The organism is Aestuariibacter sp. GS-14 (assembly GCF_006494365.1).
In the GTDB taxonomy this organism is placed as follows: domain Bacteria; phylum Pseudomonadota; class Gammaproteobacteria; order Enterobacterales; family Alteromonadaceae; genus Alteromonas; species Alteromonas mangrovi.
In genome coordinates, this window is record NZ_VHIP01000007.1 from 60038 (window position 1) to 78087 (window position 18050).

10 protein-coding genes are annotated in these 18050 nt (G+C 48.6%); 6 read left to right on the plus strand and 4 right to left on the minus strand.

All coding sequences use genetic code 11. The annotated features are described in order from the left end of the window. Positions 1-199 precede the first annotated feature (199 nt). From FJ444_RS12775 to FJ444_RS21395, 3 genes are all read left to right on the plus strand, one after another. On the plus strand, positions 200-3202 hold the full coding sequence (locus tag FJ444_RS12775) for a TonB-dependent receptor (RefSeq protein ID WP_140958702.1): 3003 nt from the start codon (positions 200-202) through the stop codon (positions 3200-3202). Positions 3203-6818: 3616 nt separating this feature from the next. After that, positions 6819-9497, plus strand: a complete 2679-nt coding sequence (locus tag FJ444_RS21800) for a pectinesterase family protein (RefSeq protein WP_370298053.1) — start codon at positions 6819-6821, stop codon at positions 9495-9497. A 264-nt stretch (positions 9498-9761) separates the two neighbouring features. Then, positions 9762-9899 (plus strand): hypothetical protein, encoded by a 138-nt coding sequence (locus FJ444_RS21395; RefSeq protein ID WP_181405152.1) that lies wholly within the window; start codon positions 9762-9764, stop codon positions 9897-9899. Between the two features lie 39 nt (positions 9900-9938). Here the strand turns inward: FJ444_RS21395 and FJ444_RS12785 are convergent, their stop codons facing one another. Continuing rightward, positions 9939-11783 carry an SLC13 family permease gene (locus tag FJ444_RS12785; RefSeq protein ID WP_140958704.1) on the minus strand — a complete coding sequence of 615 codons (1845 nt, stop codon included), beginning with the start codon at positions 11781-11783 and terminating at the stop codon, positions 9939-9941. A gap of 206 nt (positions 11784-11989) precedes the next feature. Beyond that, the gene (locus tag FJ444_RS12790; protein ID WP_140958705.1) at positions 11990-13039 is read right to left on the minus strand and encodes an arabinan endo-1,5-alpha-L-arabinosidase; all 1050 of its coding nucleotides are present in this window, start codon (positions 13037-13039) and stop codon (positions 11990-11992) included. Between the two features lie 112 nt (positions 13040-13151). Between FJ444_RS12790 and FJ444_RS12795 the strand changes: the two genes are divergently transcribed. The 3 genes from FJ444_RS12795 (at position 13152) to FJ444_RS12805 (ending at position 15015) form a co-directional block, all read left to right on the plus strand. Beyond that, positions 13152-14177, plus strand: a complete 1026-nt coding sequence (locus tag FJ444_RS12795) for a family 43 glycosylhydrolase (RefSeq protein WP_140958706.1) — start codon at positions 13152-13154, stop codon at positions 14175-14177. Positions 14178-14465: 288 nt separating this feature from the next. Next, entirely contained in the window at positions 14466-14747 is a 282-nt protein-coding gene (locus FJ444_RS12800) for a hypothetical protein (RefSeq protein ID WP_140958707.1), read from the plus strand. A gap of 1 nt (position 14748) precedes the next feature. Continuing rightward, positions 14749-15015, plus strand: coding sequence for a hypothetical protein (locus FJ444_RS12805; RefSeq protein ID WP_140958708.1), 267 nt, complete (start codon positions 14749-14751; stop codon positions 15013-15015). A gap of 3 nt (positions 15016-15018) precedes the next feature. On the opposite strand, the gene FJ444_RS12810 is transcribed toward FJ444_RS12805, so the two are convergent. Both FJ444_RS12810 and FJ444_RS12815 read right to left on the minus strand, forming a co-directional pair. Next, positions 15019-15924 (minus strand): sialate O-acetylesterase, encoded by a 906-nt coding sequence (locus FJ444_RS12810; RefSeq protein ID WP_140958709.1) that lies wholly within the window; start codon positions 15922-15924, stop codon positions 15019-15021. A 154-nt stretch (positions 15925-16078) separates the two neighbouring features. Further along, positions 16079-17707 carry a sodium:solute symporter gene (locus tag FJ444_RS12815; protein ID WP_140958710.1) on the minus strand — a complete coding sequence of 543 codons (1629 nt, stop codon included), beginning with the start codon at positions 17705-17707 and terminating at the stop codon, positions 16079-16081. Positions 17708-18050 lie beyond the last annotated feature (343 nt).

Sequence of the window (18050 nt, forward strand, 5' to 3'; positions counted from 1 at the left end):
TTTTTCACTCTGCTGTTACTATTTCTTTCCTAACCTGTGCTATTTCTGTTAATAAAATGTTGATCTCGTGATTTAATGGCGATATATTGCCACCGGTGGCACTGGTTTGGTGTGTTATGCCTGTTGTACCTGCCATCAGAAAAAATTATATCGCCACTCATCAACACCAGCCTGCGGGCTCGTGTCTGGAGAAAGGATTATGAGAACATTTAAGTTAAACGCGGTAATGGCCTGCCTGGCATTCAGTTTGCCCGTTTACGCACAGCAAGCTTCGACCCCGGCCGAACAGCAAGCGCAACAAGAAAAAGCCAACGCCACAGCACAGCAGTCTGCTCAACCAGAAGCAGATGCTCAGCAAGCCGAACAAAATGCAGAACAACAAGATCTGGAAATCATCCAGGTTAAAGGCGTTAAGACGGCAGATTTAAAAGCCCGTGACCTTGAACGAATGAAAGACGGATTCAGTTCTGTTATTTCTACCGACGAACTGGGTAACTTTGTTGACCAGAACGTAGCCGAGTCGTTACGCCGTCTGCCAGGTGTTACGCTTCAGCGTAGCGAAGGCGAAGGTAAATTTGTAGCCGTTCGGGGTCTTGGTCCCAGCTTCGTTACAGTTAGTATGAACGGCGCTGAAATGGCCGGTGCAGGTGAAGACCGGGCAGTGAGTCTGGATGCCTTACCGGCGGATTTATTGGGTACTATCGAAGTACTAAAATCACTCACACCGGATCAAAACCTGAACTCCATTGGTGGTACGGTAAACGTAAGAGCTATTTCGGCTTTTGATCGCGGTAAAGAAACGCTGAACCTGAAAATCCAGGACGCTTACAACGAGCTTCGCGAGTCGCATTCTCCCCGCTTCAGTCTGAACGGCACCGAATTACTGATGGGCGACAAAATCGGTATCGGTTACGCATTGTCGTATGAAGACCGCGAAACGCTGATAGACGAAACCCGTCATCACAGCACAAACGAAATGAATTTCTATCGCGCCGATTTCCCGCTATCAGCTGACGACATCGCTGCCGGTAATTTGGGACCAGAAATACTGGCCCCATCGCAACTGGAAATTCGTCGTGAGATTGCCGATCGCACCCGCACTGCAGGTGCACTGAACGTTGAATATAAGCCATCGGATGATGCTTATTACTATATCAAAGGCACCTACACTAAATATGAAGACGGTGACTTTGCCCTGCGTGAGTTTTACGACTTCCAGGATGCCGGTTCGTTTGGCAGTAACGAAATACTGTACGTAAACGACCAGACCAAAGAATTTATCCTGTCTGACATCGACGTGTTCCATCAGCAATTTATTCAGGAAAGTACCAACGAAACCACTACGTTCAGTATTGGGGGAAGAAATACCTTCGATAAAACCTGGATCCTGGATTATGAATACGCCCGTTCCAAGTCAGAAGAAGACTCCCGTGGCGACCGTCGGGTGCAGTTCCGTGAACGCGACTTAATTGTGTATGGTCAGGGCTCGCGTAACAACATTAAAGCCCAGGTGATGACACCTGAAGAGGCCGCCGCATTCGCCGGGTTGGACTATACCGACGACATGTTTGGCAGTTCTGGTCGTGGTGATGCCAGTGATTTGAGTAACTTCGAATTTGATAACCTGTTCCTTGAAGGCGGTTTGCGCACTGATGATCTGGAAAGCTTCCAGGTAAACCTGCGCAAAGACGTGTACAGCGACTATATCAACTACATCAAAGTAGGTGGCTTGTTTACACAGCGCTACTACGATCGCGATAAAAACCGTTGGAGCTTCGACCCTTCTGCTGCCGATTGTAACGGCGACCAGGCGTGTATTGATGTTGTGAATTCCAGTCTGGCAGATTATGTCAGCGCCATTCCTGCTAACAGTACATTCCAGTATCCGTTTGAAAGTGCGGCCACGGTGGATGCTATGGTTGCGGTTACTCGCCAAACGGTAGAAAGCGCGACGAATGGCGAAGAGTCAATTGAGAGCACGAAAGGCGATTACACCATTAACGAAGACACCAAAGCCTTGTATGCCATGACAGAAATTCCGTTGGGTGCAGATGCAACGCTGATCACAGGTGTGCGTTGGGTGGAAACTGAATTTGCTTCTACCGGCTTTATGTCACTGGAAAACGATGACTTTGAGTTTAATGGTGCTGGAAACGGCAGCCTGGACATCGCTATTCCATTACCGGAAGCATCCATTAAGTACAGTGAGTTCTTCCCAAGTGCTCATTTGCGTTACGAGCCTACCGAAAATATTTTGGTACGCGGCGCGGTATGGAGCAGCTTTACCCGTCCTTCATTTAGTCAGGCTCGCGCCTATGCAACGTTCGACAGCGACATTGAATTGTGTCCGCCTGCCAGTGACAACTGTGATGACTCACAGGGTGGAGCAAGCATTCGCCAGTTGCAGGATTACATTCTGGCCTCAGACAACGCGTTGGACGTAGGTAACCCTAACCTCACGGCGATGACGTCAATTAACTACGACGCGTCATTAAGCTGGTACGCCAGTGAAAACCTGTTTATGGAAATTGGCCTGTTTTACAAAGATATTAAAAACTTCATTGTTGATGTAAACGGTATTTCCATGTCATTGGCTGACCTGCCAGTGAGTTTGCCGGTAAATCAGGTAACGCAATTCGTTATTCCCCAGGATCTGGTTTTGGATGAAATCAACATCACACTAAACGGTGACAAAGCCAAAGTGTACGGTGTGGAACTGAGTTACAACCAGTATTTTGAAAACGGCTTCTTTATTCAGTCTAACGCTACCTTCCTCGACAGTGATGCGCGTTTGGATGGCACGGTTCGTCAGGGCTCATTGCCTCTGCCAGATCAGGCTGACCAGACTTTCAACTTCACGGTTGGCTGGGAAAACGAAGTGTTCTCGGCGCGGTTAATTACTAACTACCGGTCTGAGATCCTTGAGCAAATCGGTTCTTGTCCGACGACTGCTGATGTGAGCAATGTGAAAACCTGTAAGATCTGGGGAGACCAGTATCAGGCGGGTTACACCAGCGTAGATATGAAACTGAAATACGACCTTAGCGAAAACATACAGTTGTATTTCGATGCGCTGAATCTGACTTCGGCTGAAGACCTGCGCTACTTCGAGGGTAATGAATACAGCGGTGGCAACATCCTGTACCAGAAAGAAGTGTACGGCCAGACCTATCAGTTGGGTGCCACGATCAAGTTCTATTAATGCAGGGATTGAGGCATAGCCTCAGAACAATTAATCGAATCGGGAACGTGGCATTTCATAACGGGTAACAGCGGTTGCCCGTTAGCCGACTTCCCGCTCCATCATCCTTGGGAGGGTGAACATGAAAAAGCTCAATCGCATAGCCGCCATGATGAGCGGCGCCGTGCTGGTGACCGGCTGCGGATTTGAACAAACCATAAACGTAAAAGAAGAGCCCGCACCTGCGCTTACCGGCCAGTTTGTTGATGCACCGGTTGGCGGCTTAGGCTACCGCTCAGAATCTTTCCCCGACGGAACAACGAATGCCAACGGGGAGTTCTCTTATTTTCGCGGCGACCAAATTACCTTCTATATTGGTGATTTTGAGTTCCCTAGCGCACCGGCATCAAGCATTTTAACGCCGTTGGCGCTGTTCCAAACCGATAACCCATTTAATCCGTCAGTAGTGAATACGCTGCGCTTACTGCAGGCGCTTGACGCAGATGCAGATGCCAGCAACGGTATTAGTATTTCTGCCAACGCCGCAGCGGCTGCACAAATGGCCCTGGCTGATGGCGAAACCATTGAAAGCTTTTTTGCTCAGGACCCAGCGGACTTTGCTGCCGACGTAGAGCCATGGCTTGCTACGGCAGGCGGTAGTGCCAGTTTGGTTAGCTACGACGATGCCGTAGAACACTTTGTGAATTATCTGGAATCAGAATACGGCACGCTGCTTACCAATGCCATTAACGTAGAATTGATTACCGGCACGCTTTACAACACCTTCATTCGCGGCAAAACAGCGGTTAAAAACAGCATCGATTTTACCCCGGATGACGCTACCGGAATGACGGGTACCTTTACCATGGTGGAAGGGGAAACCTCCGTTACCGGTACTTATGGCTATGCCTTTGGTCGTCGGGCGTTGGTGTTGACCACAGAAACCAGCACCCATTACCTGGTGTCGCGTTCGTTTAATACCGTGAATCAGGTTTACAGCATGTGTTGGTTCGACAACCCAACCCAGGCCGTTACCAGTTTGGTACGTAGCTGTGATGCCGACGAAGATCCGAAAAACAATTTACTGGTATTAACCGAAGAGCAAGCCGATCTGGAACTGATTGCACTGGAAGAGGCCGCGTCAGCTATTGAACCAGCGCTGGCGGAAAGCTTTGATACCGATATCACTACGTTCTTCTCTTCGGGTTACAAGCGTTTAAGCGACGATGAAAACGCTGGCCCTATGTACTACAAAACGGGCGGTAGCCCGATTATCGATCCGGATTTAGGCCAGTTAACCCTGGCTGGTGCACGTTTTACTATAGGTAACGCGGCTGCAAATCCAGGCGCAGAAACTGCCGATACCGATACGGTAGGAACGGGTATTTTTAATATCAGCCAGGGCTTTACCATCAGCTTTGACGTGGTTGCCCACAATGGCGCCGGTAGCCTTAACGTGTATGTAGACAACAACACGACCAGCCAAAGCAAGTCAATTCAGGGCGCGGCCAGTAAGTTTATTGGTTTAAGCATTACTGAAGAAAACTTCCCGGTAGGCCAGCGATATACTTACACCTATGTACCGGGCACAGATGTGACCGGATTGCCAGCAGATGATCCGGATGCGCGTATTTTAAACCCAGATGTAACCAACTCGTTCTTCCAGTTCCGTACCGATAGTTCTGGTAGCATCACGATCGATAACCTGACCATTGAAACGGTGGCGGATGCGGTGGATGTGCCTGATGAACCGGAGGAACCAGAAGAGCCTGAAGAACCGGATACACCGGAACAACCTGTTATTCCTCAGGTTGACTTGCCGCTGGTTTACAACTTCGTGGGTGTAACTGAAGACATTTTCTCAGACGCCTTTGCCAGCCTGGTAAACAGTGCCGGTGAAACGCTGCCAATGTACACCCGGACCGGGGGCACGGTGGTAGTGGTTAGCGAAGGTCTACAAATCGATTCTGGTCGCTTTACCATCGGTAACTCCACACCTGATGTGGAAACCTCGGCGGATGACGTTACTCACTCTGGTGTACTGGATTTAAGTCGCCCGTACAAAGTTGTAATGGACATTGTGTCGGTAAGTGATCCCGATGGCGATAACAACTTCCAGATTTATGTTGATAACAACACCAGTAGCAGTAGCAAATCTATACTCGGTGGAGCGTCAAAATTCTACAGCGAACTGATTAACACGCTTACTCCTGGCACTACGCTGGAAGTGGAAGGGCCCATCGCGTCTGAAAACTCCTTCCTGCAACTTCGTACAGAAAGCGGCGGTACCGTTGTGATTAATAACTTGCGTATCGAATATCTGGACGACACCAGCGTGTTCTCGTGTGACGATCAGCCTGAATTGTATTTCTGTGATGACTTTGCCAGCGGTACAACCGACAACTGGGAAGTACTGGCGCAGCCAGATAACACAGAAGGCGCGATAGGCAGTTTCGACATCTACAACGATGAAGGCAACAAAATGCTGCGTTACACCGCAGGCAGTGCCGGTGGCGAAATTCTGCAGTTAACCGAAGCCGCCATGGCGCAAATTCCGGATACCGCAGATTATTTTGTTGAAGCGCGAATTCGTCCTCGTCAGAACAGCACTACTGCCAATAAACAGCTCTACTTTACTGCCCGTTACGACAGTGAAGGTAACTGGTACGGCGGCGGTATGAACCTGCAAAATTCATCCAGTAACACACGGATTGAAATTGCAATCAGCACAGAGGGTTCAATTAGCCGTCCGGTTCAGGCAAAAACACCGCTGTTAATGGGTGAGCAGGACGGAACCGATGGCGTGTGGTATCGCGTACGCTTCGACCTGGTAGGCGAAACGCTCACAGCGTACCTCGACGGCGAAGAAATGGGCTCAGTAACCGATAGTACGTTCACCGCGAAAGGGCTGATTGGTATGTTCACCAACAACCGTTCGTTTGAAATGGACGACTTTAAAGTAGGTGACCCGAGCGTTAAACCCGTACAGCTAACGCTGGACTACAAAGACACTACTTGGGATACCACTACCACCAGTGATCCTCTGTACGTGTATGTCACTGCGGTGAAGAACGACGGCATTACTGACGATACTTACACTGTTACATCGTCTAAAGACAGCGTAGTAGCCGTAACGGTTGATGGCCCTAACGTAACGCTTACTCCGGTAGGTGCAGGTAGTGCTACCATTACCTTTACGTCTGGCTCTGACGCCACACTGACCCGCAGTATCGACGTAATGGTAACCGAAGGTTTCGTCATGCCTTCCAGCGAGTACGGCGATTTAACCGGCAAGGTATCACCAGCGACGTCAGCGACTGGCGCGTACATCGATGGCAAGCTGATGCTGACCTTCGACAGCGCACCTACTTTGGGTGAAGTGGGCGAGGTACGTATTTACAACGCTGCAGACGATACAGTGGTGGATGTGATTTCCCTGGGTGGAGAGATTAACACGCTGGGTTACACCGGGCAGGATCGTTTGCGCAGAGTGAACTACCGTGCGTTTAACGTAGATGGCAACACCCTGACCATTGTACCGCATAACAATGCGCTTGCTTACGACCAAACTTATTACGTTGCAATAGGTGACGGTGTGGTTACCAATACACAACTGAACGGCGTGGACTTTACCGGAATGGGTAAAAACGCTGGCTGGTCATTCTCAACGCAGGAAATTGGCCCGTCAGGCAGCGATGTAACCGTGGATGACGACGGTCAGGCAGACTTCCGTACCGTACAGGGCGCACTGAACTATGTAATGGAAAATGTGGCAAAAGACACCGCAGCTACCATTACAGTGAAGTCGGGTATGTATAACGAACTGCTGTATGTTCGCAATAAAAACAACCTGACCATTCAGGGTGAAGACCGCGATGATACCGTTATTTACTACGACAACTATGAGTCGTTCAACGGCGGCACAGGTGGCAGCGAACCGCTGGGCACAGGCACACCAAATGGTGGTCGCAGTGTGTTCCTGGTAGAAAGTGCTGACATGCTGGTACTGAACAACTTCACACTGAAGAACAGTCATACCCGTAACAACGTGGATTCAAACCAGGCGGAGACCATTTACTTCAACAGTAGTCACCGTTTAGTCGCCAACAACATGAACTTCATGAGTGAGCAGGATACTCTACTGCTGAAAGGCTACAGCTGGTTCTATAACACGCTGGTGGCGGGTAACGTCGACTTCATTTGGGGTTATGTAACGGCGGCCTTGTTTGAAGACAGTGAAATCCGCACTATTGGTGATTCCAAGTACGGTGCTGATGCAACATCGCCAGGTGGCTATGTGCTGCAGGCCCGTGTACAAAACGCAACCGATCCGGGCTTCGTATTCCTGAACAGCGACTTCACACATGGTCCTGGTCCATTGGGTACAACAGTAGAAGCGGGTTCAACTTATATTGCACGCAGTGGTGGTAATAGCAGCTACTTCGACAATATTACGCTGATCAATAATACCTTTGGTGAGCACATTGCTACTGTAGGTTGGGCATACGACGGTATTAACAGTCAACCACAGCCAACACCTGATCCGGCAACGGCTACGGGAGGCTGGCGCGAATACGGCAGCACAGATGCGCAGGGTAACCCGTTGGATCTGAATGCACGTGTGGGCGGATATATTCTCACTGAAAGTGAAGCCGCTAATTACAGCAGCCGAACTGCAGTGTTTGCCGGCTACAACGACGGCGCAGGTTGGGATCCTCAGCCAATTGATGCTCCTGTGATTGTTGAAGCGGAAATTGATAAAGGTTTTGCGGGTTATAACTTCGATATTACCGGTGGTGCTGGTGGTATGGTCGTTACCGTGGATACTGGTGCTAAGTTAACCGCAGCCCTTGAACAGGCCAAAGACGCCAATTCACCTATCACCATTTATGTTGATGGTGTGATCACCGACGCCAACAATGATGGCAGCGGCCGCTCTATCGAGATTAAAGACATGGATAACGTGTCGATTATCGGTGTGGCTGACCGCGGTGAGTTCGACGGTATCGGTATCTCGATTCGCCGTGCAAACAACATCATTGTACAAAACCTGAAGATTCATCACGTATTAACCGGTGGTAAAGATGCTATCTCTATCGAAGGCGATAACGATGGTTCAACTACCAGCAATATCTGGATCGATCACAATGAGCTATACAGCACGCTGAACGTAGATAAAGACTACTATGACGGTTTGATTGACTCGAAATCAGGTGCCAAAAACATCACGATTTCGTACAACTACCTGCACGATCACTGGAAAGCATCGCTGCATGGTCATACCGAGTCTGATACAGGCAGTGATAACACCGAGCGTTTGATCACGTTCCATCACAACCGTTTCGAAAACATTGAGTCGCGTTTACCGCTGTTCCGTTACGGTCATGGACACCTGTACAACAACTACTACAACAACATCAATTCAACCGCCATTAACTCGCGAATTGGTGCAGAGCTGCAAGTCGAGAACAACGTGTTTGAAAACACGCAGAACCCGATTGTATCGTTCTACTCAGACGTGATCGGTTATTGGAATACGTCAGGTAACTTGTTTGGTACCGGTGTAACCTGGACGACGCCATCTGGCACCGACGTATCGGCTGGTCCTGATCAAACGCCTACCAGCAGCTATGAAGTGCCTTACGATTACAATCTGGATGACACCAGCATTGTGAAGAGCAAGGTAATTAACCATGCGGGTGTGGGTAAGCTTGACCAGTCTGGTTTGGATATTCCTGCAATCACAGACGGCAGTGGTGATGGAGATAGCGGTACTGGCACAGGTGAAACTACCGATGTTACCTTGCCATACACCGAAGACTTCAATGCGGCAGATGCCTCAGCCTTCTTCAGTGCCGACTACAAGTCTCTGCCTGATGACAGCTCGGCTGCACTGTACAATGTTACTGGTGGTGGTAGCGGTATCACTATAACCGACGGCCAAATCACTCTGGACAGCGCCCGTTTCTCAATCGGAGACACGCAGCCAGGTACTGAAACGGCTGCAGGTGACACTGCCGGACGGGGGGTATTTGACTTAAGCCGCCCTTACAAAGTGCTTGTTGATGTTATTAGCGTAAGTGATCCGGATGGTGACAATAACTTCCAAATCTACGTAGACAACAATAGCAGTAGCAGCAGTAAGTCTATGCATGGCGGTAGCTCGAAGTTCTATACCAAGCTTATCGGCGAACTGACCGTTGGTACGCTGGAAGTAGAGGGCCTGGTTGCCACAGCAAACTCCTTTATACAGCTTCGCACGGAAAGTGGCGGCGTAGTGGTACTGGATAACCTTCGACTGGTGTATCTGGAATAATATTTCCCGCCAATCCAACATGCAGGTTGGCACCTGCAAAATATAAAAAATCCGCGTAACTGAAAAGTGCGCGGATTTTTTTATAGGTGTAAATAAGATGATTGATTTACACGCTTCGATAACGGGTTTACATACCATTCTTGATCTTTTTTTGGTTTTCTACTGTAATAAAAACAGTCACTAAAATAATTTTGGTATACATTTTTGGTTTTAGTGACGTTTGTATTGCCGCTTTTTATCACAATAGACACAAAGGAGGATGTTATGATGAAAGCAATAAAACGATTCTTCAAACGAGCGCATCCGTACACGGTGGCGTTTTATTTGGGCAGGAAAAATACCCAACGTATTTTGGATTGCAAGATCAAGAAGAAGTCAGAGTTACTGTCTGAACATCACTGAGCAGTTCACGGCAACAAGTCATTGTAAGTCGGTTTCTCTCTACCACGGAAAAAAGAGCGGAATCAACAAGTAACAACAGGAAAAAACCCACAGCAACATCGGTGTGCCCAACTTTATAAAATCGCTAAAGCGGTATTTTCCTGGTTCAACAATCAGCGTCACTATGGGCGAAGCGATGGGTGTCATAAAGGCTGCTGATGCCGCAAATAAAACCGTTAATGCCAAGGGGTAGGGCGATACCCCTAACTGCTGCGCCAGACTAATTGCTATTGGGGCCATCAGCACCGCCGACGCGGTATTCGATAAAATATTGGTAAGTAGCGCAGTAATAAAGAACACCATAACTAATAACGTTTGTGGTGAGGCGCCTTCGGCAACGTGCAGTAAACTCTCTACTATGAGGGTTGTGCCACCGGTTTGCTGAAGCGCATCGGCTAGTGGCAGCATACCGGCCAGCAGTACCAGGCTTTGCCAGTGAATTGCCCGGTAAGCATCGGCGGCACTTAAACAGCGGGTTACCACAGCCGCCAGCGCAGCAATTAATACGGATGCCACCAATGGCATCCAGTTGAACACTGAACTCAACACCATTAGTGTGGTAATCCCCAAAGCTACCGGCATTTTCTGAAATGCCGGTACCACTTCCGATGCCTCTGCGGGCTTTTCCAAAACCACAAAATCATGATTTTGCTGTTGCAGGTGCGTGATTTTGGCCCACGGCCCTGTGACTAACAAACTGTCGGACGGCTGTAAAATGAGATCCTGAAATTGTTCAACGGAACCCCTGTTGCGTCTTACACCGAACACATCCAGCCCGTACCTGTCGCGAAACCGGGTTTCCCGGATGGTTTTGCCGATGAGCCTGGATTCCGGGTGAATCAACACACTCACTGCACCAAACTCCCAACTGCGATACTGAGCTTCCAGTTGCGAAGGATGAAAACCGAATAGTTGATAGGTTTGCTTAACTGTGTCCAGCTGATCAGCCGGAATAGCGACATGTAATACATCATCGCTGTGCAGCACAATATCGGGTGAAACGCCGGCTTTTAGTTCACGCCAGCCCCTTACTCGTTGAGAAAGGTCCAGAATGCGTAATCCATGGCGATTGTAAAGTTCACTTTGTGCAATGGTTTTGCCGTGCAAAGGAGAATCCGGGCCAATTTGCAGGTATACCAATTCCCGGTTTACCCGGTATTCATCCCACAACGCCTGAATCGTGCGTTGTACCGACAGTGTTTCATCTTTACCCGAGTCAGGCAGCCAGTGTTTACCAACTGATACCATGTAAACCATTAGCCCGGCTAATACCACTGCCCCCATTATGCTGAAGGAGAAGAAGCCCAGAGGTTGGAATCCCTGACTGCTAAGTGCGCCGCTGATCACCAGGTTGGGCGGAGTGGCAATGAGTGTAAGCATGCCACTTACCAGCGCTGCATACGACATTGGCAGTAACAGTTTGCCCGGATTGTTTGCCGTGTGACGGGCAATTCGCATAACGATAGGAATAAAAATAGCAACGACTGCCGTAGAGCTCATTACAGCGCTCAACATGGCGCAGGCCAGCATAAGCATGATCAGTAATTTGGTTTTCGACCCCTGGCTGTGATCAGCTATCCAATCGCCAACAAATCTGGCGACGCCCGTACGGTCGAGCATTTCCCCCACCACCAACAGGCCCGCAATGAGCACAACCACCGTATTGCCAAAGCCGGAAAGCGCGCTTCCAACCGTAGTGACACCGGTTAGCATAAGCGCCAGCATAACCATAATGGCAATCATGTCGTACCGTACGCGGTTTGTTGCCATGAGCAGCGCGGCGACGGCAATAATGACAAACACAATATGGACATGCCAATGAGCAGGTATCGATAGCACGATCATGTCTTCCCTGAGGTTGAACGGTTAGTAGGCATATCAGCTTAACGCTGCCTGGTGGGCTGGCACCAGTCATTGGATCAATAAATCAGGTAATAGCAGAAAAAGAGCCGAAAATAATTGTTCGACATGCGCTTAAAACCTCCCGTGTAGTGGGTCTGTTCGCTATCCTTGCGAACAACACGGGAGAGATCCTCAGGTAAATTAACCCATCATTTTAACAGTTGAGTTTTCCGATGGTTTAGGTCAGCTGCGTCTACAACAGGCCAGTTATCGTCCCAGGTAATGGGCAGAATACGTAATTTTTGCAGTGCATTATCGGCGGTTTCATAGGCGTGAAGTACCAGATAGTCTTTTCCGTCGAAGGTGTAGGCCGCATTGTGGCCCAGCGCTACCCAATCTTTATTGCCTTCAATCACCAACGTGCCGCCGCCTTCAAGCAACGACACGCCGTCCCTGTCCAGATAAGGTCCTGTCACAGTTTTACTGCGGCCAACGCGTACGTTATAGGTGCTGTCCATGCCGCGGCAACACTTGTCGAAAGAGACAAACAAATAGTAATAGCCGTTTTGCTTAAAAATATAGGGCGCTTCAATGGCACCTTCTCCCGGATCAGCATCATTAGCGACACTGGCTCCGGGACGTTTGGCAATGGTGTGCCACTCTTGCGGTTCAGCCAGACGCACCATATCGTCATCCAGTTTTACCAGTTTTAACCCTTCCCAGAATGACCCGAAGCTCATCCAGGCATTGCCCTCGTCATCTTCAACAATGGCTGGGTCAATGGCGTTCCAGTGGTCGCGATTGGGCACAGAGTCAATCACAACGCCGTAATCAATCCATTCGTAATCCGGCGATGTTGGGTCCAGCGTGGTGTTAACCGTTACGCCAATGCCAGAGGTGTTTTTGCCGAACGCAGAGGCGGAGTAATACAGGTAGAATTTACCGTCTTTTTGATAAATATCCGGTGCCCATAGATGGCCATTAAAGCCTGGTGCTACGCGGCGGGCCCAGCTTGGCTCGTCGGGAAATACCCGCCCCGTAAGCTGCCAATTCACCATGTCTTTCGATTCGTAGTAGGTAATACCAGGCCCGGTGCTGAATACATAGTAAGTATCTCCGGCTTTGGTCATAACCGGATCGTGCACTTCAACCTGCTTGGCGTGCGCGCCGCAGCCAGCGATGAGCAGGGCGCTTGCTAACACCCCTGAGCCAGCTTTGATTAATCGCGTTGCCAGCGGGAAAGTTCGATATTGAATCATTTTTACCTCAATTCAAAAAGCGTTTGCTAAGTGTAGCAGCGATCATGTTAAATATGTAATACAATATTAATAATTGATTAGCAATTTGGCAACCGCAAAACAGGTGTGAGCTATGTTACAACAAACTATCAAATACGCACTGCAACTGGTAAGCCTTACCCTGGCTGGGGTGAGCATGGTATCGAATGCAGCCCCACTTGAACCAATTGATAACCCGATAGTGGTACAGCGAGCCGACCCTTGGATAGTCAGGCACGATGATACCGGGTGTTATACATTCATTGGCACGTCGCCGAAGTTTGATGAAATTGAGCTGCGTGCCGCCTGCCGGTTAAACGATTTGAAAATTGCTGAGCCAAAAGTGATTTGGAAGAAAAACGCCAAAGGCCCGATGAGCGTAAATATATGGGCTCCGGAGTTACATGAAGTCGATGGCGATTGGTATATATATTTTGCCGCTGGTGATATTGATCACCCGTGGAGCATTCGCATGTACGCACTGAAAAATACAGCAGAAAACCCCATGGATGGAAAGTGGGAGGAAGCGGGGCGCATTGCTACGCCTATCGATTCCTTTTCGTTAGATGCTACCTCATTTGAACATCGTGGAAAGCGCTATTTGGTGTGGGCCCAGCAGGATGCCAAACGAACCTATAATTCCGCTTTGTGGATAGCCGAGATGGACTCGCCCACATCAATTAAATTCGAGACGGTAACCTTACTCAGCGAACCTAAACTTAATTGGGAAGTACTTGGCTATAAAGTAAATGAAGGCGCGGCCGTTATCGTCAGGCATGGTCGTGTGCTGATTACCTATTCAGCCAGTGCTACCGATCATCGTTATGCGATGGGATTGTTATGGGCAGATGAAAACGCGGATTTACTGGACTCTGCTAGCTGGCACAAGCGCGAGGAGCCCATTTTCACTACTAATGCGGAAGCCGGGCGTTTTGGTCCGGGCCACAACAGTTTTGTAAAAGCCGAAGATGGTAAAACGGATGTGATGATTTACCACAGTCGCGACTATGAAACACTGCGCGGTAACCCTTTGACCGACCCAAATCGACACGCCAGAGCGCGGGTTATTTATTGGGATGCCGAGGGATTTCCAGTATTGCACCCCGAGTTAACTGACTAGCGACAATAAGGTAAAAATTAAGGAGCGTGGATGTTTAGCAGATTGGATTATTCCATTCTGAGCGGTATTCTCCAGTGCCATCCTGATTGATATTTTGGCGTACCATCGCGGTTTAATATTGTCTCCTGTCATCGCAGTTTAATATTTTCACCTGTCATCGCGGTTTATAATTTTCTGCTGTCATCCCGGTTTCGCGAAGCGAAGACCGGGACCTCCAGTCTTGCAATGCAATAGCACAACCACTAAGATTAAATTTCATTCAATTGCACGCTTCATAGGGAAATGAAAATGGATGCAATCAGCTCAGTTCAGCTCGTCATATTAGGTATTGTCGTTGTAGCGTTAATGCTCGAACTCATAGCCGTGAAACAAGGCATGTTGGTTCGGGTGGAATATTCCAAAAGAGCCAGGTTTGCATTGGCACTGTTTGTTGTAATAACTTTCGCTTTCTTCGCCATTATTAGTCCCGGTCCGGCTCAACCGCTATTTGCCCTGTGGGGTTTAGCGATAGCGATAATTATTTACCGTAAGAAAGACTGGCATAAAGTGAAACCAGGGCTGTGGGGTTAATATGGAAATAATCGCGTTTTTGTTAGTCGTACTTCTAGGCTTTCTCTTTAGTGTCTTACCCTGGCTTTGTGCATTGTGTTCCCGCAAAGCGTCAGGCGCTAAAAAATTAATTTGGTTTCTTTTGTCTTTTCTTTGTTCCTGGCTAGGTTATGCCGTTTACTATTTCCTGATTGTAAAACCAGAATGGGAAGATAAGCCTGCACGCCCCGAAAAGCGTGTGCCGAGAAATGAAAACGGTATGCCGATTAAAATGGTAGAGCGCAACTAACGCCTACTTGTTACATGCCTTATTCAGGTTGTGAACACTGTCTGCAAAGGCACTACCCAGCGTAATATAGTCTTTTGAATGGTAGTGCCAGCCGTCGTCCAAATGTTGGAAGGACTCGGTTACCGTAACCAAATCAGCGCACACATCTTCCTGCTCAAACACCATTTGTGCTTGTTGCACAATGTGGCCCCAGTTCATACGTAAGCCGTCTTCCGGGTCATTGTGAGAGTCGGTAATTTTGCCTATGACTACCGGTAAGTCAGGTGCTCTCAACGCTGCGCGTAATAGCGCCATGATGTTTTTCAGGTTGTGCAAATACTGATTGGCCACCACTTCGCTGTCGTAGGCATCCGACTCACCTTGCATCCAAATAATCCCCGCTGGAATGAGGGTGTCGGCCTCACCATCGCCATCGATATCTCGAACTGCAAAGGCCTGCTGGAATGTATTCAGTGCGTGATCATACTGATTTATTCCATTACCCCTGCGGTAGTCGGGAAACCAGTTGTTACCTACGCCATAGCCCAGTGCTGAACCACCCAGAGCGTACTTGATAATGGCGACATTGTCGTTGGGGCTAAGTTCAGCTATACGGTGCCCAAAACCCAGTTCCGGACCAAAAAAATCAGAGTGATGATTGGCTTCACCGTCAGATTTAAACTTTCTGCCATATCCGGGTTGTAGCGCATCCCAAATGCCTCTCCCACCACCATTGCTGAAGTCGCCAGCTGGGTTGCCATTGAAGATTCGTATTGCAGGTTGTGCAGAGGTATAGGGCTCGGAAAGCTCGGCATTATTGCCGTAACCCGCCATATTGGATTGCCCACCCAGGTAATACACCTTGTAGGTTTTAGCTTGCGCAGTGAGCGCAAAAAATGACAGGAGCAACAGGATGGAATAAGGTTTCATCGGCATATATTTTTTGTATGTTTCGCGTGATACACCCAGCTTACTGTATGTTGTCGCCGGTGTGTTGCTTTATTTAATTCGGTTTCAAATACGAAAAAGCGGGCGATTACATACTCCGTAATCGCCCGCCATCCAGGGTCAACTCATATTGGGTTTACCAGAAGCGAATATAGATGAACGCAGTAATGCCCAGAATCCCAATGGTGTGGATATAATCCCATTTATCGAGGCCGTCGATCACTTCGCGCATAGTGCCTTTACCCAGTGTTCTGAACGTCAGGCCTTTGAGTTTTTCGTCGCTTGCGCGCTCGGTAAACATACTTACTGCAATCATCACAACCGTAACAATCACAAACAGCAGAATACAGTAGTACAGCCAGTTCATGTTGATGATCCAGGCAAAGGCAGTGCCTTCAATGCTGTCTCTGAAAGGCAGTAGCACCAGACGGATCATGCCAAGTACGAAACCCGATACCAAACCAATATAACCAGCGGCCGGTGTAATTCGGCGACTAATCAAACCGAGCAGGAAGACGGCGGCAATACCAGGCGCAATCAGCGATTGCACGCTTTGCAGATATTCATACAACACATCGGCAATCAGGCTCATCACGGGGATCCACAGAATACCCAGTACCACAATAACAATGGTGGCAATCCGGCCTACTTTTAGCAGGTGCTTCTCGGTGGATTCTGGTTTGAATTTCTTATAGAAATCGATAGTGAACAGGGTAGCTGACGAGTTGAATAGCGATGCCAGCGAACTCATCAATGCTGCTACCAAACCACCAATTACGATACCTTTCACGCCTGAAGGTAATAACTGGGCTACCAGCGTTGGAAAGGCCTGATCGGCGCTGTCGTAGCTGATTATGCCTTTAGTTTTTAAGGCAACGGCAATCATGCCAGGGAACAGGAAAATAAATACCGGAAGCAGCTTGAGATAACCGGCAAACATGGCACCACGACGCGCTTCTTTTATGCCTTTAGCTGATAGCACGCGCTGAACGATATACTGGTCGGTACACCAGTACCAAAAACCAATAATAAATGAGCCAAAGATAATGCCTGGCCAGGGGAATTCGGCATCACTGGCCGAACGAATAAGGTGCAGATTAGCTTCGTTGATGCGTTCAACTTCAGACCAGCCACCCACTTGATCCAATCCCACCACCAGAATGACTACCGAACCAATGATCAGTACTGGGGTTTGCAGTACCGACGTCCACATAATGGCTTTCATGCCGCCAAGGACGGTATAGATACCGGTAATAATGACCAGACCCAACGCCGAGATCCAGAAAAAGTCGATACCCCAGATACTGTCGATACCTAAAATGGTTTTAAAGGCAATTCCACCTGCATACACAGTTACCGCCACTTTGGTGAGTACATAACTGATTAGGGATATCACCGACAGGAACGTACGTGCCGATGAATTGTAACGGCGCTCCAGAAACTCAGGCATGGTGTACACTTTACTGCTCCAGTAAAACGGTACAAAAAACCAGCCCAGCAACAGGATGATCCAGGATTGCAGTTCCCAGTGAGCCAGCGCCATACCCGATTGCGCACCGGAACCAGACAACCCTACCAGGTGCTCAGAACCGATGTTGGAAGCAAATATTGAGGCGCCAATGACTAACCAGCTGGCATTACGGCCAGCGAGAAAATAGTCAGCAGTGTCTTCTTCCTTTTGACGCATCGACATGCCAACAACACCTAGCAGAAGGACAAAAAATCCGGCTAGCACGAGCCAGTCGAGGGTACTTAATTCAACCATGAATGAACCTTGAAATGTACGGCAGAAAATTATTGGATAAAAATATTATATTACAATTCGATGGATGAAAAGTGTTTTTGTTAATACTGCGTTAATGTGTTGCTGTGTAATGTTGTAAGAATCGTGACAAATTAACGCCCGAAGTGCTTGCACTACTGGGCTTTACGTCATTATGATGGGCTCAGAATTTTAACAATAGTTTAGGGCCTGTTTATCTTTGCTGTACAACTTTTGGTCTATATGAAAGCATTTTAATCGCGAAACAGCCCTGCAGGCATAGTTGTTCTACGTCAAAGGGCTGTGACAAAGAGTAAAATGCTTTCATGACGACCCCTTCGGGCAG